The organism is Candidatus Pseudomonas phytovorans, from assembly GCA_029202525.1.
Taxonomy (GTDB): domain Bacteria; phylum Pseudomonadota; class Gammaproteobacteria; order Pseudomonadales; family Pseudomonadaceae; genus Aquipseudomonas; species Aquipseudomonas phytovorans.
On the sequence record CP119325.1, the window covers coordinates 4,665,317 to 4,683,311 of the forward strand.

Annotated in this window: 17 protein-coding genes and 4 tRNA genes; 7 read left to right on the forward strand and 14 right to left on the reverse strand. The window is 60.8% G+C overall.

Features of this window, described 5'->3' with window-relative positions; genetic code table 11:
• The first annotated feature begins 8 nt into the window (after positions 1-8).
• From P0Y58_20455 to P0Y58_20465, 3 genes are all read left to right on the forward strand, one after another.
• A complete protein-coding gene (locus P0Y58_20455) occupies positions 9-806 on the forward strand; it encodes a TatD family hydrolase (GenBank protein WEK29263.1) in 798 nt (265 codons plus the stop codon).
• Between the two features lie 109 nt (positions 807-915).
• Positions 916-2,394 carry a methyl-accepting chemotaxis protein gene (locus P0Y58_20460; GenBank protein WEK29264.1) on the forward strand — a complete coding sequence of 493 codons (1,479 nt, stop codon included), beginning with the start codon at positions 916-918 and terminating at the stop codon, positions 2,392-2,394.
• Between the two features lie 75 nt (positions 2,395-2,469).
• Positions 2,470-2,838, forward strand: coding sequence for a DUF962 domain-containing protein (locus P0Y58_20465; protein WEK29265.1), 369 nt, complete (start codon positions 2,470-2,472; stop codon positions 2,836-2,838).
• Positions 2,839-2,996: 158 nt separating this feature from the next.
• Here the strand turns inward: P0Y58_20465 and P0Y58_20470 are convergent, their stop codons facing one another.
• The 3 genes from P0Y58_20470 to P0Y58_20480 all read right to left on the reverse strand — a co-directional run bounded on the left by P0Y58_20470 (position 2,997) and on the right by P0Y58_20480 (position 4,943).
• Positions 2,997-3,794 carry a thioesterase family protein gene (locus P0Y58_20470; GenBank protein WEK29266.1) on the reverse strand — a complete coding sequence of 266 codons (798 nt, stop codon included), beginning with the start codon at positions 3,792-3,794 and terminating at the stop codon, positions 2,997-2,999.
• 88 nt (positions 3,795-3,882) lie between these two features.
• Positions 3,883-4,650, reverse strand: a complete 768-nt coding sequence (locus tag P0Y58_20475) for a CHAD domain-containing protein (protein ID WEK29267.1) — start codon at positions 4,648-4,650, stop codon at positions 3,883-3,885.
• Between the two features lie 14 nt (positions 4,651-4,664).
• On the reverse strand, positions 4,665-4,943 hold the full coding sequence (locus tag P0Y58_20480) for a lipoprotein (GenBank protein WEK29268.1): 279 nt from the start codon (positions 4,941-4,943) through the stop codon (positions 4,665-4,667).
• Between the two features lie 177 nt (positions 4,944-5,120).
• Here P0Y58_20480 and P0Y58_20485 point away from each other — a divergent pair, with 177 nt between their 5' ends.
• Positions 5,121-6,161, forward strand: a complete 1,041-nt coding sequence (locus P0Y58_20485) for a patatin-like phospholipase family protein (GenBank protein WEK29269.1) — start codon at positions 5,121-5,123, stop codon at positions 6,159-6,161.
• Positions 6,162-6,338: 177 nt separating this feature from the next.
• Here P0Y58_20485 and P0Y58_20490 read toward each other — a convergent pair whose 3' ends face one another.
• From P0Y58_20490 to P0Y58_20520, 7 genes are all read right to left on the reverse strand, one after another.
• A complete protein-coding gene (locus tag P0Y58_20490) occupies positions 6,339-8,210 on the reverse strand; it encodes a SurA N-terminal domain-containing protein (protein WEK29270.1) in 1,872 nt (623 codons plus the stop codon).
• Positions 8,211-8,391: 181 nt separating this feature from the next.
• Positions 8,392-8,664: an HU family DNA-binding protein gene (locus P0Y58_20495; protein ID WEK29271.1), complete on the reverse strand. Its 273-nt coding sequence runs from the start codon at positions 8,662-8,664 to the stop codon at positions 8,392-8,394.
• A 152-nt stretch (positions 8,665-8,816) separates the two neighbouring features.
• Positions 8,817-11,213 (reverse strand): endopeptidase La, encoded by a 2,397-nt coding sequence (gene lon, locus P0Y58_20500; GenBank protein WEK29272.1) that lies wholly within the window; start codon positions 11,211-11,213, stop codon positions 8,817-8,819.
• 162 nt (positions 11,214-11,375) lie between these two features.
• The gene (clpX, locus tag P0Y58_20505; protein WEK29273.1) at positions 11,376-12,659 is read right to left on the reverse strand and encodes an ATP-dependent Clp protease ATP-binding subunit ClpX; all 1,284 of its coding nucleotides are present in this window, start codon (positions 12,657-12,659) and stop codon (positions 11,376-11,378) included.
• Between the two features lie 108 nt (positions 12,660-12,767).
• Positions 12,768-13,409 carry an ATP-dependent Clp endopeptidase proteolytic subunit ClpP gene (gene clpP, locus P0Y58_20510; GenBank protein WEK29274.1) on the reverse strand — a complete coding sequence of 214 codons (642 nt, stop codon included), beginning with the start codon at positions 13,407-13,409 and terminating at the stop codon, positions 12,768-12,770.
• Positions 13,410-13,500: 91 nt separating this feature from the next.
• Positions 13,501-14,814, reverse strand: a complete 1,314-nt coding sequence (gene tig, locus P0Y58_20515) for a trigger factor (GenBank protein WEK29275.1) — start codon at positions 14,812-14,814, stop codon at positions 13,501-13,503.
• A 246-nt stretch (positions 14,815-15,060) separates the two neighbouring features.
• Positions 15,061-15,360 (reverse strand): DUF6388 family protein, encoded by a 300-nt coding sequence (locus P0Y58_20520; protein ID WEK29276.1) that lies wholly within the window; start codon positions 15,358-15,360, stop codon positions 15,061-15,063.
• 208 nt (positions 15,361-15,568) lie between these two features.
• Here P0Y58_20520 and P0Y58_20525 point away from each other — a divergent pair, with 208 nt between their 5' ends.
• Positions 15,569-15,925 carry a type II toxin-antitoxin system RelE/ParE family toxin gene (locus P0Y58_20525; GenBank protein WEK29277.1) on the forward strand — a complete coding sequence of 119 codons (357 nt, stop codon included), beginning with the start codon at positions 15,569-15,571 and terminating at the stop codon, positions 15,923-15,925.
• Positions 15,922-16,224 carry a Fis family transcriptional regulator gene (locus P0Y58_20530; protein ID WEK29278.1) on the forward strand — a complete coding sequence of 101 codons (303 nt, stop codon included), beginning with the start codon at positions 15,922-15,924 and terminating at the stop codon, positions 16,222-16,224. Before P0Y58_20525 ends, P0Y58_20530 begins: the two co-directional genes overlap by 4 nt.
• Before the next feature lie 86 nt (positions 16,225-16,310).
• Here P0Y58_20530 and P0Y58_20535 read toward each other — a convergent pair.
• The 4 genes from P0Y58_20535 to P0Y58_20550 all read right to left on the reverse strand — a co-directional run bounded on the left by P0Y58_20535 (position 16,311) and on the right by P0Y58_20550 (position 16,762).
• Positions 16,311-16,386 (reverse strand) — tRNA-His (locus P0Y58_20535).
• Between the two features lie 44 nt (positions 16,387-16,430).
• Positions 16,431-16,515 (reverse strand) — tRNA-Leu (locus P0Y58_20540).
• A 52-nt stretch (positions 16,516-16,567) separates the two neighbouring features.
• Positions 16,568-16,643: transfer RNA gene (locus tag P0Y58_20545), tRNA-His, on the reverse strand.
• A 42-nt stretch (positions 16,644-16,685) separates the two neighbouring features.
• Positions 16,686-16,762 (reverse strand) — tRNA-Arg (locus P0Y58_20550).
• Positions 16,763-17,032: 270 nt separating this feature from the next.
• Between P0Y58_20550 and folD the strand changes: the two genes are divergently transcribed.
• Positions 17,033-17,887, forward strand: coding sequence for a bifunctional methylenetetrahydrofolate dehydrogenase/methenyltetrahydrofolate cyclohydrolase FolD (gene folD / locus P0Y58_20555; GenBank protein WEK29279.1), 855 nt, complete (start codon positions 17,033-17,035; stop codon positions 17,885-17,887).
• Positions 17,888-17,995: the final 108 nt, after the last annotated feature.

Here is a 17,995-nt window from a genome sequence, read left to right on the forward strand (position 1 = left end):
ATAGCACCATGCAACTGATCGATATCGGCGTCAACCTGACCAACAGCAGTTTCCACGACCAACAGGCGGCGATCGTCGAGCGCGCCCTTGAGGCCGGGGTCACACAAATGGTACTGACAGGCACCAGCCTGGCAGTCAGTGAACAGGCACTGGAGCTATGCCAGCAGTTGGACGCGAGCGGTGCACATCTGTTCGCCACCGCAGGCGTGCACCCGCACGACGCCAAGGCTTGGGACGCCAGCAGCGAGCGCCAGTTGCGACAGCTTTTGAGCGAACCGCGTGTGCGCGCCGTGGGCGAATGCGGCCTGGATTTCAACCGCGACTTCTCCCCTCGCCCACTCCAGGAAAAAGCCCTGGAGGCCCAGTTGGCGCTGGCCGCAGAACTGCGCCTGCCGGTGTTCCTGCACGAGCGCGACGCCAGCGAGCGCTTGCTGGCCATCCTCAAACATTACCGCGACAACCTGACCGGTGCGGTGGTGCACTGCTTTACCGGCGAGCGCGAGGCGCTGTTCGCCTACCTGGACATGGACCTGCACATCGGCATTACCGGCTGGATCTGCGACGAACGTCGCGGCACCCACCTGCATCCGCTGGTGGGCAACATTGCCGAAGGCCGACTGATGCTGGAGAGTGATGCGCCATACCTGCTGCCACGCAGCCTGCGGCCCAAACCGAAGAACGGGCGCAACGAGCCGGCGTTTCTGCCGGAGGTGCTGCGCGAAGTGGCGCTCCATCGGGGCGAACCAGTCGAGCACACGGCGGCGCATACCACCGCGACGGCGCGGGCGTTCTTCCAGCTTCCCTGAACCCGGCGCGCTGGCTGTTGATATGGGTCAACATCTTGCTGAGCAGGTGCGGGCACAATGATGGCACCTTGCCAATATTGTTTCCGCTCAACTCAGAGAAGACCTGCCCATGGGTGCCTGGCTTAGCAATGTTTCCCTGAAGTACAAGTTCTGGGCCGTCAATGCGGTGGCCTTTGTCACGACCTTGCTGCTGGTGCTATACGCGGTGCACCTGGAGCAACGCGCCCGCGCCGAAGCTGCGCAGGCGCAAGCCGCAGCACAGGCCCAACTGCTGGCTGCGTGGCCAGCCGGGCAAGCATTGCCGCGACCAGCCAACGTCATCAGTTGGTCGGCCGGGCAAACGCCGGCTTTCGCCGGTGAAGCGCTCGATAGCCTGCGCAACGCCCAGGGCTGGGTCGAGCTGCCGAGCGCCTGGGTCCTCGGTGACAACCCGCTGCGCGGCGCCCAGGTATTGCGCATCGGCGACCAACAAGTGGCCGTGCTGGCCCAGTCGCCAAGCCTGCGCCAGGTATTCTTCGACCGCTTCAGCAACTACGCGGCATGTGTGCTGATTTTGATGCTGGCCATGCTGGGCGCCTCGCAATTGCTGATCCGCTTCCTGCTGAGCCAGCTCAACACGTTGAAGGATGTGATGCTGCACGTGGAAAAAACCGGCGACCTGGCTGCCCGCGTGCCGCTGGCCTGCGGCGACGAGGTCGGCCAGATGGCCGGGGCCTTCAATGCCATGCAGGCCACCTACCACCGCGTGGTCAGCACCGTCGCCGACACTGCCGCACAGCTGGACTCAGGCGCCGCACGCCTGGCCGACAGCATGAGCAACGTACGCCAAGGCATGCTCGGCCAGCAGAGCGAAACGGATCAGGCAGCAACCGCCATCAACGAAATGTCGGCGACGGTGCACCACATTGCCCAGCATGCCGGTGCCACCCGTGACCTGTCACAAACCGCCGACACGTTGGCAGGTAGCGGCAAAGCAGTGGTCAGCCGGGTACAGGACTCGATTTCCGGGCTTTCCAGCGGTGTACAGCAAACGGCCGAAATGATTCGCCAACTGGCCGAAGACAGCCAGAAGATCAACAGCGTAGTCGGTGTGATCCACAGCATCGCCGAGCAGACCAACCTGCTGGCGCTCAACGCCGCCATCGAAGCGGCGCGGGCCGGTGATCTGGGCCGCGGCTTTGCCGTGGTGGCCGATGAGGTGCGCAACCTGGCCAAGCGCGTGCAAACCTCTACCGACGAGATCACCACCATGGTCTCCGCCCTGCAATCAGGCACCCGCGATGCAGTGGAATTCATGCAGGAAAGCTCGTACAAGGCCGACGACTGTGTCCGACAGGCCCAGGAGGCCGGCGAAGCGCTGGCCGAAATTACCGGTGCTGTGGCGCAGATGCGCGAAAGCAACACCCAGATTGCGGTAGCGGCCGAGCAGCAAAGCCAGGTGGCCGAGGAAATGAACCGCGCCGTGGTGAGCATCCGCGATGTCACCGAACAGACGGTGCAACAGACGGTGGGCTCGGCAACCACCAGTAGCGAACTGGCGACCCTGGCAGGCGAACTGAACAGGGCCATTGGCCAGCTCAAGCTATAGTCGCCATAGCCAGGCTCGATTGGCCCCCGCACGGGGGTCGCACTAAGCTTTGTGCATGACCGAGAGGAAATGCCCATGCGCAAACGCCTGCCCAACCTGCCCGCCTGGCAATGGCGCGGCTACCACGATAACCACCGCCATCCGGCCAACCTGGTGCTGCACCTGATTGCCGTGCCGCTGTTCATCCTCGGTGCACTACTGATTCTGTCCGGCCTGTTCGGCCTGGACCTGGGGCAGATTGCGGTTGGCGTGATCGCCCTGATTGCGGGCCTTGGCCTACAGCGCCAGGGCCACCGCCTGGAAGCCGAACAGCCCGAGCCGTTCGCCAACCGCCATGATGCCGTGCAGCGTTTACTGACAGAGCAGTTCATCACCTTTCCGCGCTTTGTGCTGAGCGGGGCCTGGTGGAAAGCCTGGCGCGAGCGGCATAAACATCGGCGTTGATCTAACGATCATGCGCGATCTTGTGTAGGAGCGGCCTTGTGTCGCGATCGGGCTGCGCAGCAGCCCCAGTATTGCAGCTTCGCAGCAGAGATTGCCGGGGCCGCTTTGCGGCCCGATCGCGACACAAGGCCGCTCCTACAGGGAATTGTCGCTGCCTGTCAGGCGAACACGGTCACGGTCTGCCGGCTCAGCGCCAGCAACTCGCCCTCTGCCGTCCACAAGGCAGCAGCAGCATGCCCATAGCCGTCCCGCGCATGTTCGGTCTCCACGCAATACCGGCACCAGTCCAGCGTCGACAGCTTCGGCGTGGGCTGGATGAACTCGATGGTCCAGGTCAATGTGCTGCCTGCTGCAGGCTGCTTGAGAAACGGCATCAGGCTCGGTGGCCAGGCATCGACCAAGGCCAGCAAGTGCGCCTCATTGACCTGCTCTTCAGCCACATCCCGCAAGCGCACCCAGCCGCCCATCTTGCGCGACTGATTACCACTGAACGGCAACCCGCCCACTGCCCAGCGCAAGGCCACATGCCGCATGAACTCCGGTGTAACGCCCTTGATATAAGGCAACTCGGGAGCTGAGTCGCCGAGCGCCGGCATGTCCATGGCCGGTAATGCTGGCACATCGACCACCGAAGGCCGACCTGCACCGAAACTGCCCTGCACCAGAGTCACCACCTGGCCATCCTGAACAGCGCGGCCAAGCAAGGTGCTGACCGCCTTGCCTTCACGCAGCACCTCTACATCGAAACGGATCGGTACATCCGCAGCCGCAGGCGCAACGAAGCTGATGGCCAGCGAGCGTACAGGGCGGCTGTCGGAGAGTTTCCGGCGCATGGCCTCATAGACCATGGCCGCCATCAGCCCGCCAAAGGCAGCGCGGCCTTGGGCCCAGCTGGGCGGGATGCTGACGGCATCCGGGTTGGCCCGCACGGCGTCGAGCAGTTGGTTGAAGTTCATTGGCTGGCTCCTGCCCGCAGCGAAAAGGTCTGCCCATCGTAGCCAGCAAACCCCGGGCGATCAGCCCGCATATCGGTCAATTGTCGGGCTAGCGACGCGCCAGCGCCTGCTGCAGCGCATCCAGCGTCGCATCCGACTTGCGCTCCGCCTCGCGTAGCTCCCGCTCCCAAGCGGCCTTGCAGGGGGCCAGGTCAGCATGGTCGCGCGCCTGCAGCAACCACTGCAGGCGGTCATGCCAGTCGCCCAGGTCGCCCTGCGCCTTTTTCAGCAGACGCTGCAGCTTCCTCCCGGCGTGGTCGAGCTGCGGGTAGGCTTCGTCGCCATAACGCACACGCTTGATCAGCAGACGCAGGCGGTGACGGTCGTGAGCGGGGTCCTGCAAGGCTTCGTACAACGTACGCCACTGTTTGAGCAGGCGCTTGTCGATGCGTTTGTCCAGCGACTTGACCAACCCCTCGCGGCCTGCCGCCCGCAGGAACAACGGGAACGCGTCAACAATCGCCAGCACCCGGGTCAGCTGCGGGCTGGCAGCGACACTGGCAAAGGTCCGGCCCCGCCCTTCCAGGCGCCGCTGACCAGCTGCGGTATGGCCGCTCCCGATCAGCTCGGCTGCCAGCACTTCCCGGTCACGCAGCGGCGTAGTCAGGGTACCCAATGCGCTGGCGGCATCCTCCAATTGCTCCACTCCCGGCAGCCCGCGCAAGGGCCTGAGCAAGCTGCGCAGGCGCCGCAGGCTTATGCGCAGGTCGTGCAAGGCCTCGCTGTCGGTATCGGCCGCCAGGCGTTCACGGCAAGCCAGCAAGCGCACCTGCACGGCCAGTATCTGGGCAACGACATGGTCCAGCATTGCAGACATACAGCGCTCCTTGGTCAACGCCCGGCACGGGACTCACGAATGTAGAAGCGCGCCTTTTCGGCTTTGCGCGTACAGCTTTCGTAACCTTCGAACTGCTGCTGGGTCTTGGCACCGGTCAGCAGAGACAAGGCCTTGGAGTAACTCACAGCGCCGGCAAAGCCTTCGGCCTTGGCCAGGTCCAGTTCCTTCCAGGCGGCATCCAGCTGGGTCGCGCAGCTGTCACGGTAGGCCGTCTTGCCCGCGCAGCCAGCTAGGGCCAGGGCAATCAGTGGAAGGCAGATCCAGGCTTTCATCGGTAATACCTCAATGGAAAAAACAGTGGCTGTTCGACGCCCCGGCAGCTGAAAAGTGCCCTGCCTGGCCGGTTCGCCTGGCCAGTTTTATTACAGTAGCTCAGCACGATCTACATTGAAGCACAGCCTGTGATGGGTGCATTGTAGGACCATGGTTGCACTGGACGGGGAATATTCATGAGTAAACGCGTGGCGCTGGTATTGGGCTCGGGCGGAGCCCGAGGGTATGCACACATCGGTGTGATCGAAGAAATCGAGCGGCGCGGCTATGACATTGCCTGTATTGCAGGCTGCTCCATGGGTGCAGTGGTTGGCGGTATCTATGCTGCCGGCAAACTGACCGACTATCGCAACTGGATCGAGAGCCTCGACTACCTGGACGTGCTGCGCCTGGTCGACGTCAGCTTTCGCCTCGGCGCCATTCGAGGCGACAAAGTGTTCGGGCAAATCCGCAAGATCGTCGGCGAGATCAATATCGAGCAATTACGCATCCCCTACACAGCGGTTGCGACCGACCTCACCAACCAACAGGAAATCTGGTTCCAGGAAGGCTGCCTGCACCAGGCCATGCGCGCCTCGGCAGCCATCCCAAGCCTGTTCACCCCTGTAATGCAGGGCAGCCGCATGCTGGTCGACGGGGGCATCCTGAACCCGCTGCCAATTGTGCCTGTGGTGTCCAGCCACTGCGACCTGATCATCGCGGTCAACCTCAACGCCACCAACCAGAAGCAGTACCAGTTACCGGTGATCGAGCGCCCTGCGGCGTTCAAGATGCGTTTTGACTCCCTTTTGAGCTCGCTGGGCTCGCGCTTGCCGTTCCGACGCAAGCCGGCGGAAGAGCTGATGCGCATCGAACAGGAGATAGTCGCCGAAGGCCTGGCACCGCCAAACCCGTGGCTGGCCGATGCCGCCGACCCGGAAGGCCAGCAACCGGCAGCGGCCCCGGAACGCGAGGGTGCGCCAAAGTCGGCGACCGGCTCGTTCATCATCGACAACGTAGGGCCTGCTTCGCTGCTGGACCTGATCAACCAGAGCTTCGAGGTGATGCAGACTTCCCTGGCGCAATACAAGATCGCCGGCTATCCACCGGATGTGCTGATCAACGTACCCAAGCGGGTATGCCGGTTCTTCGAGTTCTACAAGGCGCCCGAGCTGATTGCGCTGGGCCGGGAAATTGCGCGGGATACGCTGGATAACTATGAAGGGGTGAAGCGGTAAGCGCTGTAGGACCTGTGCCGGCCTCTTCGCGGGTGAGCCCGCTCCCACAGGGGCCGCGCTGACTTTGGATTCGGCGCGGTACCTGTGGGAGCGGGTTCACCCACGAAGAGGCCGGTACAGGAGACAGAAACGAAACAGGCCGCACGAGGCGGCCTGTTTCTTCATGCAAAGATCACCTTAGTAACGGGTGATATCCGCACTGGCTTCCAGTTGCTTGCGGAACGCCGCGAAGTCCTGCTGGCCAGCACGCGACGCGAGGTAGCGGCGGATCTGCTGCTTCTCTTCGTCGGTGGCGGTAGCGCCTTCGTTGACGCCTTTGAGTTGCAGCACCACCAGACTACCGTCACGCAGCACCACGCTGCCATACACCGGTTTGTCCTTGGCTTGCGGCTTGCCCAGGCGGAACAGCGCCTGCAGCTCGGCCGGGTCAATACCGTCCTCGCCACGGGTGACTGCTTCATAGGCCTTCCAGTCCTGCCCTTCGTGCACGCTGCCTGCTGCGATGGAACCGTCACGCAGGCCGGCGATCAGCTTGTCTGCCTTGGTCTTGAGTTCGGCAGTCGCCTTCTCTTTGGCCAGGTGCTCGCTGATGTTCTTGGCCACAGCTTCCAGCGGCAGTTGCTCCGGCTTGCGGTGTTCCTTGACGCGCAATACAACAGTGGTCTCCGGGTCAAGCTCGATGGCGGTGCTGTTGGCAGCCTCCTCCAGGACTTCTTCAGAGAACGCAGCCTGCACCACCGAACGGTTGGCAGTAATGCCTTCACCACCCTCGCGCCCGAAGGCTGCAGAGGTTTGCACCTTGAGGTTCAGGTCCTGAGCCGGCTGGGCCAGGTCGGAAGCCTCGTAGGCAGCATCCTGCAACTGCTTGCTGGCATCGACGTAGCGCTGCTCGACCAGCGGGATTTTCAGGTCGCGGGTCAGTTTGTCCTTCAGGCTTGCGAAGCTCGGCACTTCCGGCGCTTGCACACCCAGCAGCTTGATCAGGTGGTAGCCAAACTCGGTGCGCACTGGCGCCGAAACTTGGCCATCCTGCAGCTTGTACAGCGCATCCTCGAACGCCGGATCATAGACACCCGGGCCGGCAAAGCCAAGGTCACCACCACTGTTGGCAGAGCCTGGGTCCTGGGAGAACTCCTTGGCCAGCGCGACAAAGTCTTCACCCTTGGCCAGGCGCTGCTCGATCTCTTCGGCACGGGCCTTGGCCTGGGCGTCGGTGACCTTGTCGTTGACCTCGATGAGAATGTGCGCGGCATGGCGCTGCTCGGCTAGGTTGGCGATTTCCTTCTCGTACTGGGCCTTGAGCTCTTCGTCAGTCACTTTGACCTGATCGAAGAACGCCGACTTCTTCAGCTCGATGTAGTCGATCACCACCTGGTCAGGCGACATGAATTCCTTGGCGTGCTGGTCGTAATGCGCCTTGACCTCTTCTTCGCTGACCTTGACTGCGGCCGGGTCGGCCTTGAAGGTCAGGGAGGCGAAGTCGCGGGTCTGCTTCTCCAGGCGAGCGAAGGCATCGACCTGCTGGTCGGTGACAAAGCTGCTGCCGGCCAGGCCGGTGCGCAGCTGGCCGATGAGCATTTCCTCGGCGAGCATCTCGCGGAACTGCATGCGGCCGTAGCCCATCTGGCGGATGACCTGGTCGAAACGCTCAGCACTGAACTTGCCGTCCACCTGGAACTCCGGCGTTTGCAGGATCACCTGATCCAGCGCGGCCTCGGAGAAGGCAAACTTGGCATCTTCGGCGCCTTGCAGCAGCAACTTGCGGCTGATCAGGCCCTTGAGCGCCTCTTCACGCAGCAATTTGTCATCCAGCAATGCCGGGTCGAAATCCTTGCCCAACTGTTGCATCAACTGACGGCGCTGCATGTCGGCCGCCTGGCCCAGCTCGTTCTGGCTGATGGTCTGGCCGTTCACCTTGGCGGCGTCCTGGCTATGGGTGGCGGCCTGAAAAATGGCTTCGAAACCGGTCAACGCCATCAATACGACGATAAGGCCGATGATGGTCTTGGCAATCCAACCTTGTGAATTGTCCCTGATATTTTGCAGCATGCGTCCCCCAGAAACGGCTGTACCACTGCGTCGACAACCGCGGAGCGTGGGTAGAATCCTGATAAAAGAAAGGCGCATCCGAGGATGCGCCTTTTCTTAGCAAACGTGTCAGGCGGGAACGTTTGCGCCCCGCCATCAGCGTGCTCGGACCAGGCCAGGCCGGGTCCGGCTGAAAGACGACTTAGTTGACGGCGTCTTTCAGGCCTTTGCCAGCCTTGAAACCTGGAACCTTGGCGGCAGCGATCTTGATAGCTGCACCGCTTTGTGGGTTGCGGCCGGTGCGCTCGGCGCGCTCCTTGACCGAGAAGGTACCAAAGCCAACCAGTACCACATCGTCACCTTGCTTCAGGGCGCCGGTGACGGACTCGATAACTGCGTCCAGCGCTTTGCCAGCGATGGCTTTCGAAATGTCAGCAGATGCGGCGATAGCGTCAATCAGTTCCGACTTGTTCACTCTAAGTCCCCTTATTTCTCTATTGAGTTTGTTTCTAAGTATGTAATGAAAAGCTTATGAAACGTGCGCTGAGTGGCCTGATGACAATAGCGTGCCGCTTTATAGCAAGGGCCCGAAAAAACTGTCAAGGAAAGCCCCCCAGCCAAAAACTACTAATGCGTGCTGATTCTTTCCTTAGCATCGCCGTCGCGCTTTTCATCTTTGGCGACAATCTCAGGAGCCACATCTGGCAAGGGCTCCGGGGCGTATTGCAGCGCAATTTGCAGGACTTCGTCAATCCATTTGACCGGTTTGATCTGAAGATCCTGTTTGATATTTTCCGGAATCTCCTTCAGATCGCGAACATTCTCCTCTGGAATGATCACCGTCTTGATGCCGCCACGGTGTGCCGCCAGCAGTTTTTCCTTCAATCCGCCGATGGCCAGCACCTGACCACGCAGGGTGATTTCGCCGGTCATGGCCACGTCGGCACGTACCGGAATCTGCGTCAGCGCCGACACCAGCGCGGTGCACATGCCCACACCCGCGCTTGGGCCGTCCTTCGGCGTAGCGCCTTCCGGCATGTGGATATGCACGTCGCGTTTCTCGTGGAAGTCGGCGGCAATCCCCAGGCTCGCGGCCCGGCTGCGCACTACGGTCTGTGCGGCGGTGATCGATTCGACCATCACATCGCCCAGCGAGCCGGTCTTGATCAACTGGCCCTTGCCGGGGATGACCACGGCTTCGATGGTCAGCAGTTCGCCACCCACCTGGGTCCACGCCAGGCCGGTGACCTGGCCGATCTGGTCCTGCTGCTCGGCCAGGCCGTAACGGAATTTGCGCACGCCCAGCAGGTGTTCCAGCTGCTCGCTGGCCACCTTGACCTTGACCTGCTTCTGCCCGGTATGTTCCTTGACCACCTTGCGGCAGACCTTGGCAATTTGCCGCTCCAGGCCACGCACACCGGCTTCGCGGGTGTAGTAGCGGATGATGTCGCGGATCGCCGAAACATCGACCTCCAGCTCTTCCTGCTTCAAACCGTTGGCCTTGACCTGCTTGGGCACCAGGTACTTGACCGCGATGTTGATCTTTTCGTCCTCGGTGTAGCCCGGCAGGCGGATGACCTCCATCCGGTCGAGCAGCGCCGGCGGGATATTCATCGAGTTCGAGGTGCACAGGAACATCACGTCCGAGAGGTCGTAGTCGACTTCCAGGTAGTGGTCGTTGAAGTTGTGGTTCTGCTCCGGGTCGAGCACTTCCAGCAGTGCCGAGGCCGGGTCGCCACGCATGTCGCTGCCCATCTTGTCGATTTCGTCAAGCAGGAACAGCGGGTTGCGTACACCCACCTTGGTCATCTTCTGGATCAGGCGACCGGGCATGGAGCCGATGTAGGTACGGCGGTGGCCGCGGATCTCGGCCTCGTCACGCACGCCACCCAGGGCCATGCGTACGAACTTGCGGTTGGTGGCCGCAGCGATCGACTCGGCCAGCGAGGTCTTGCCTACGCCGGGTGGGCCGACCAGGCAGAGCACCGGGCCCCGGATTTTCTTGACGCGTTTCTGAACGGCGAGGTACTCGAGGATGCGTTCCTTGACCTCATCCAGGCCATAGTGGTCGGCATCGAGGATTTCCTCAGCCTTTGCCAGGTCCAGGCGCACCTTGCTCTGGGCCTTCCACGGCACCTGCACGAGCCAGTCGAGGTACGAACGCACCACAGTGGCCTCGGCCGACATCGGCGACATCTGCTTGAGCTTGTTCAGCTCGGCCTGGGCCTTGGCCAGGGCATCCTTGGGCAGGCCAGCGGCTTCGATGCGCTTTTTCAGCTCTTCGACTTCGTTGTGGCCCTCGTCGCCGTCACCGAGTTCTTTCTGAATGGCCTTCATCTGCTCATTCAGGTAGTACTCGCGCTGGCTGCGCTCCATCTGCTTCTTGACCCGACCGCGAATGCGTTTTTCAACCTGCAGCAGGTCGATTTCCGCATCCAGCAGCGCCAGCACGTGCTCGACACGCGTGGTCAGGTCGACAATTTCGAGAATTTCCTGCTTCTGTTCGATCTTCAGGGCCATGTGCGCGGCCATGGTGTCGACCAGACGCCCTGGCTCTTCGATGCTGTTCAGCGAAGACAGCACTTCGGCAGGGACTTTCTTGCCCAACTGCACGTACTGCTCGAATTGCGACAGCAACGTGCGCACGAACACTTCTGACTCGCGCTCGGCGGCATCGGTTTCGTCGATCAGGGAGACTTCGGCACGGATGTGCCCTTCTACTTCGGTGAATCGCTCGACGGCGCCGCGCTGCTCGCCCTCGACCAGCACCTTGACGGTGCCATCAGGCAGTTTCAGCAGTTGCAGCACGGTGGCAACGGTGCCTACACGGTACAGGGCGTCCTCGCCCGGGTCGTCGTCGGCCGGGTTTTTCTGGGCAAGCAGCAGGATCTGCTTTTCGCCCGTCATCGCTGCCTCGAGGGCTTCGATGGATTTTTCGCGCCCCACGAACAGCGGGATAACCATGTGCGGGTAAACAACGACATCGCGCAATGGCAAAAGAGGCAAGTCGAGGGTGGTCTTCATGATTTCGCCTCTACAGCGGCCTTATGGCCGGAAACCGGTGGAAATGATGCTTGGACCTAATGTGGGGGCATGCCTGGGAAATTACAAGCGCTAGCGCAGGAAAAGCAGAAAGGGGCCCGTAGGCCCCTTCTTGCTTGCAACCATCACTGGCCATCGCCTGAATCAGGCGTCTGGCGCGACCTTGGCTTGCGGCTCGCTGTTTTCGTAGATCATCAACGGCTGCGAGGTGCCTTCGATGACGCTCTCGTCGATCACCACCTTGCTGACATCCTTGTTCGAAGGGATCTCGTACATGGTGTCGAGCAGCACGCCTTCGAGGATCGAACGCAGGCCACGGGCGCCAGTCTTGCGCTCCAGGGCCTTGCGTGCAACGGCCTTGAGTGCATCGGTGCGGAACTCTAGGTCGACGCTTTCCATCTCGAACAACTTGGCATATTGCTTGGTCAGGGCGTTCTTCGGCTCGGTGAGGATCTGCATCAACGCAGCCTCGTCCAGCTCGTCGAGGGTAGCCAGCACCGGCAGACGGCCAACGAATTCCGGAATCAGGCCAAACTTGACCAGATCGTCCGGCTCGACCTCACGCAGGGACTCGCCAACCTTCTTGCCCTCTTCCTTGCTGCGCACTTCTGCGCCAAAACCGATACCACCCTTGGTGGAACGGCCCTGGATGACCTTTTCAAGGCCCGAGAACGCGCCACCGCAAATGAACAGGATGTTGCGGGTATCGACCTGCAGGAATTCCTGTTGCGGGTGTTTACGCCCACCTTGCGGCGGTACCGAGGCCACAGTGCCCTCGATCAATTTCAGCAGCGCCTGCTGCACGCCCTCGCCCGAGACGTCGCGGGTGATGGACGGGTTGTCCGACTTGCGCGAAATCTTGTCGATTTCGTCGATGTAGACAATGCCCATCTGGGCCTTTTCCACATCGTAGTCGCACTTCTGCAGCAGCTTCTGAATAATGTTCTCGACGTCCTCACCCACATAACCGGCCTCGGTCAGGGTGGTGGCGTCAGCAATGGTGAACGGTACGTTCAACAGACGTGCCAGGGTTTCGGCGAGCAGGGTCTTGCCCGAGCCGGTCGGCCCGATGAGCAGGATGTTGCTCTTGCCCAGTTCGACTTCGTCGCCCTTCTTGTCACGCTGGTTCAGGCGCTTGTAGTGGTTGTACACCGCTACGGCCAGCACCTTCTTCGCGCGCTCCTGACCAATGACGTACTGGTCCAGGATGCCGCTGATTTCTTTCGGCGAAGGCAATTTGTGCGCGCTGCTCTCGGCCTGGGCTTCCTGCACCTCCTCACGGATGATGTCATTGCACAGGTCGACGCACTCGTCGCAGATAAATACCGAGGGCCCGGCAATCAATTTGCGCACTTCGTGCTGGCTTTTGCCGCAGAAGGAGCAATAGAGCAATTTGCCGCTGTCCTCGCCGTTACGGGTGTCAGTCATTCGATCGATCCAATCCGGTAGGCTTGCAACACAAGATGAAGGCAATTGCGGGCTTTTTCAAGTCCGCAGGTAGGCGCTTTCCGCACCTACCTGCTCTGGCACTCCGGTTCAGGAGGCCAGTTGCCGCTTGTCGTAGACCGAGTCGATCAGGCCGTACTCGGCCGCGCGCGAGGCGCTCATGAAGTTGTCACGCTCAGTATCACGCTGAATGGTCTCGAGGTCCTGGCCGGTATGGTAGGCCAGCAGCTCGTTGAGACGCGCCTTGATGCTGAGGATTTCCTGGGCGTGGATCTGGATGTCGGTCGCCTGGCCCTGGAAGCCGCCAAGCGGCTGGTGAATCATCACCCGCGAGTTAGGCAGGCAGTGACGCTTGCCTTTCGCACCGGCAGTCAACAGGAAGGCACCCATGCTGCAGGCCTGGCCGATGCAGATGGTGGAGACGTCCGGCTTGATGAACTGCATGGTGTCGTAGATCGACATGCCAGCAGTCACCGAGCCGCCTGGGGAGTTGATGTAAAGATGGATATCCTTGTCCGGGTTTTCCGCTTCGAGGAACAGCATCTGCGCCACTACCAGGTTGGCCATGTAGTCTTCTACAGGACCTACCAGGAAGATCACGCGCTCCTTCAAAAGGCGCGAGTAGATGTCGTAGGCGCGCTCGCCACGGGCGGACTGCTCGATAACCATCGGGACCAGGCCGCCTGCGGCCTGGATGTCAGAGCTCTGCTGAATATAAGAATTGCGGGACATGTCCTGCGCTCACTCCCAAATAGTCATGGCTTGAATACGCACAAGCCAGCGCGAAGGCTGGCTTGTGGGGGTTTCCTACGAGAGTAGCCTGTTACTCAGCAGCGGCAGGAGCCTCAGCTGGTTTAACGGCTTCTTCGTACGAGACCGACTTGTCGGTCACAGTCGCTTTCTGCAGGACAGTATCTACAACTTGCTCTTCCAGCACAACCGAACGGACTTCGTTCATTTGCTGGTCGTTCTTGTAGTACCAAGCGATGACCTGCTCAGGCTCCTGGTAAGCCGAAGCCATTTCTTCGATCATCTCGCGAACCTTGGCGTCGTCCGGCTTCAGCTCGAACTGCTTGACCACTTCGGCCACGATCAGACCCAGCACCACGCGGCGCTTGGCTTGCTCTTCGAACAGCTCGACCGGCAGTTGCTCAGGCTTGATATTGCCACCGAACTGCTGAACGGCCTGCACGCGCAGACGGTTGACTTCGTTTTCCAGCAAAGCCTTTGGCACTTCGATCGGGTTGGCGGCCAGCAGACCGTCCATGACCTGGTTTTTAACCTTGGTCTTGATCGCCTGGCGCAGCTCACGCTCCATGTTCTTGCGAACTTCGGTGCGGAAGCCTTCCAGGGTCGACTCTTTGATGCCGAACTGGGCGAAGAATTCTTCGTTCAGCTCTGGCAGCACAGGGGCGGCAACGCTGTTGACAGTGATGGTGAACTCGGCAGCTTTGCCAGCCAGGTCCAGGTTCTGATAGTCCTCTGGGAAGGTCACGTTGACAACGCGCTCTTCGCCGGCCTTGGCGCCAACCAGGCCTTCTTCGAAGCCCGGGATCATGCGGCCGGAGCCCAGCACCAGCGGAGTGCCCTTGGCCGAACCACCGGCGAACACTTCACCGTCGACCTTGCCGACGAAGTCGATGTTGACCTGGTCGTCGTTCTGGGCGGCGCGCTCGACAACCTCGAAACGGGTGTTCTGCTTGCGCAGTACATCCAGCATGTTGTCCAGGTCGGCGTCAGCCACTTCGGCGCTCAGGCGCTCGACGTTGATCGACTCGAGACCGGCAACGGTGAACTCCGGGAACACTTCGAAGATGGCGACGAACTCCAGGTCCTTGCCCTTTTCGAAGGACTTGGGCTCTACAGCAGGGGCGCCAGCCGGGTTCAGCTTCTGCTCGACGATGGCTTCGTAGAAGGAAGCCTGGACCAGGTCACCGAAAGCCTCTTGACGGGCGTCAGCCTCGAAACGCTGACGAATCACGTTCATCGGCACTTTACCAGGACGGAAGCCCGCAATCTTGGCGCGCTTGGCAGTCTGCTGCAGACGCTTGTTGACTTCGTTCTCGACGCGCTCAGCCGGAACGGCGATGGTCATGCGGCGCTCGAGAGCGGAAGTGTTTTCAACAGAAACTTGCATGGATATTCCTCGTTGCACAGACGTTAGCCGGCGTTAGCCCGACTCCAGAATCAAGGGCAAGCATTCTAGTGAGTCGCGCTGCAGAAGTCACCCCACTCGGGACGACGGGAAACCACGCCGGTCGATTAACTTTCAAGGCCCGCACGGCATACCGCCGAGCCTGCTTCAATAAGGGCTGCACGACGCCTGGGGCGGCCTGCAACCGAAATACCTTGTCAAACAACTGCCAGTGGCGAATTCGCTTCCTTATTCAGGCTCGATTTCGTTGAACTGGCAGTATTCTTCCCACTCCATCCCCAGCGCCTCGGCCACCTCGCGGTGCGTCTCCAGGCGCATGGCCTGAAGCTGCTCCGGGGTTTCGGCGATCAATTGCAGCGCCAGCTCCCAAGGTTGAATGCCCTGCTCATCGGCCGCATCCTCGAACGCCCACTCGATCTGCTGGGCCTGCTCGCGCGCATCCAGCTCGCGGATCTCCTCAAGCAGTTGCGGATTGGCTTCGGCAAAGCGCTGTAGCGCCAGGGCCTGACGGGCTTCTTTTGCAATCATCGGGGAGTGATCCTCTGCCGGCCAACGGGCCGGTATTTCAACCGGCTGAAATCTAACAGCTTTTATTGGGGTGTCACTAGAGGATTACAAGGGGGCAAGCCGCATTGATTTACCGTCCAGCGAATTGCCTTACGGCATTGCAGGAAACGCCCCATGGCACGGGAACGCCCTCCCAGCTTGAATGGAGCACCTTTTTTGGTACACTTCCATGGACAGGAACAACCCTACACTCAAAGCACGCTTCTTTCGCACCGAGGCCGGTAACGAACCCGTACGCGAATGGCTGGCATCCCTCCAGCGTACAGACAAATACCTTATAGGCACCGAAATCAAGACAATTCAGATTGGCTGGCCACTCGGCATGCCCCTTGTCAGAAAGCTCGAAAATGGCTTGTGGGAAGCCAGGATAAACCTGACGAACCGAATCGCCCGGATTCTCTTCACCGTTGACGGAAACACCATGATCCTGCTTCACGGCTTCATCAAGAAGAGCCTGAAAACACCTGCGCCAGACCTGGCCACCGCCAGACGGCGCAAAACCGCCTTAGAGAGGCATGCGCAATGAACCCACATATCGGCACCGATTTCGACGACTTTCTGGCAGGCGACCAACTTGCCGAAGAGGTATCTGCAGCCTCCCTCAAGCGCGTGATCGCCTGGCAGATCGCCGAGACCATGAAGGCGCAAAAAATCAGCAAGAAAGTACTGGCCGAGCGCATGCACACCAGCCGAACTGCCGTTGACCGCGCACTGGATCAGAATGACCCAGGCATGACACTGGCAACTTTGGCCAGCGCAGCGCGAGCCCTCGGGCAACGCGTAGAGGTACGCCTGGTGCCGGAGAACGGACCCGCCCTCGCCTGAGCGAGCCAGCCAGCCAGCCAGCCACCGTTCAAGACCCAAAACAAAAAGGCGCCCGATCTCACGATCAAGGCGCCTTTTCTAGAATATGGGGTGGACGATGGGAATCGAACCCACGACAACCGGAATCACAATCCGGCGCTCTACCAACTGAGCTACGCCCACCATATTGCGGTCTTGCGATGTTGCGGTACAACTTTACAGAAGCATGGTGCGGACGAAGAGACTCGAACTCTTACAGCTTGCGCCGCTGGAACCTAAATCCAGTGTGTCTACCAATTTCACCACGTCCGCGTAACGCTTAAAACAAAGGCGCCAGATGCTATCGAGGCGCCTTTGAAAAATATGGGGTGGACGATGGGAATCGAACCCACGACAACCGGAATCACAATCCGGCGCTCTACCAACTGAGCTACGCCCACCATATTGCATTACAACCTTACTTGCTTGCCCAAGCTGCCTAATGGCGCACCCGGCAGGACTCGAACCTGCGACCATCCGCTTAGAAGGCGGATGCTCTATCCAGCTGAGCTACGGGCGCTTAAGCTTGAAGCCTAACCGAACAAGTCATTAACAGGTAACTGTTAAACCACTCATTCTGCCCGACTTAGCCAACCAGTGCTAGGCTGTGCCCGACAAGTGCGGCGAATCTTATAGGCGACCCCCAAAGTCGTCAACACCTTTTTCAAAAAAATTTAAATTATTTAAGGGGTTAGGGGATTTGCCCGACCACCCGCCTTTGCCCTTGGCGCGTGTCGTGCGAGAATACGCACTCTTTATTGTTTCCTTCTCGATGGTTAATCACGCGTCTATGACTGCACACCTAATCGATGGCAAGGCGATCGCCGCCAGCCTGCGCAAGCAGATCGCTCAACGTGTCGTGGAGCGTCGCCAGCAAGGCCTGCGTACGCCGGGCCTGGCAGTGATCCTGGTCGGCACCGACCCCGCCTCGCAAGTCTATGTTTCGCACAAGCGCAAGGACTGCGAAGAGGTCGGTTTCATTTCGCAGGCATTCGACCTGCCGAGCGAAACCTCGCAGCAGGCCCTGACCGAGCTGATCGATCGCCTCAATGACGACCCGGCCGTAGACGGCATCCTCCTGCAACTGCCGCTGCCGGAGCACCTGGACGCCTCGCTGCTGCTCGAACGCATTCGTCCGGACAAGGACGTAGACGGCTTCCACCCCTACAACGTAGGCCGCCTGGCCCAGCGCATCCCGCTGCTGCGCCCATGCACACCGAAAGGCATCATGGCCCTGCTGGAAAGCACGGGTCAGGACCTGTACGGCATGGATGCAGTAATCGTCGGCGCCTCCAACATCGTGGGTCGCCCGATGGCCATGGAGCTGCTGCTGGCCGGCTGCACCGTGACCGTCTGCCACCGCTTCACCAAGGACCTGGCCGGCCATGTCGGGCGTGCCGACCTGGTGGTCGTGGCTGCCGGCAAGCCGGGCCTGGTCAAGGGTGAGTGGGTCAAGGAAGGCGCCATCGTGATCGACGTGGGCATCAACCGCCAGGAAGACGGCAAACTGGTCGGCGACGTGGTCTACGAGACCGCCCTGCCGCGCGCTGGCTGGATCACCCCGGTGCCAGGTGGCGTCGGGCCGATGACCCGGGCGTGCCTGCTGGAAAACACGCTGTATGCGGCAGAAGAGCTGCATAAGTAATAGCGCGTGATGCGAGAACGGCACCTCTGGCAGGTGCCGTTTTTTTTGCCTGATGCTAGAGGTAGGGCGCTCGACTCACGCATCGCCCACAGGCGACAGAAGTTCATG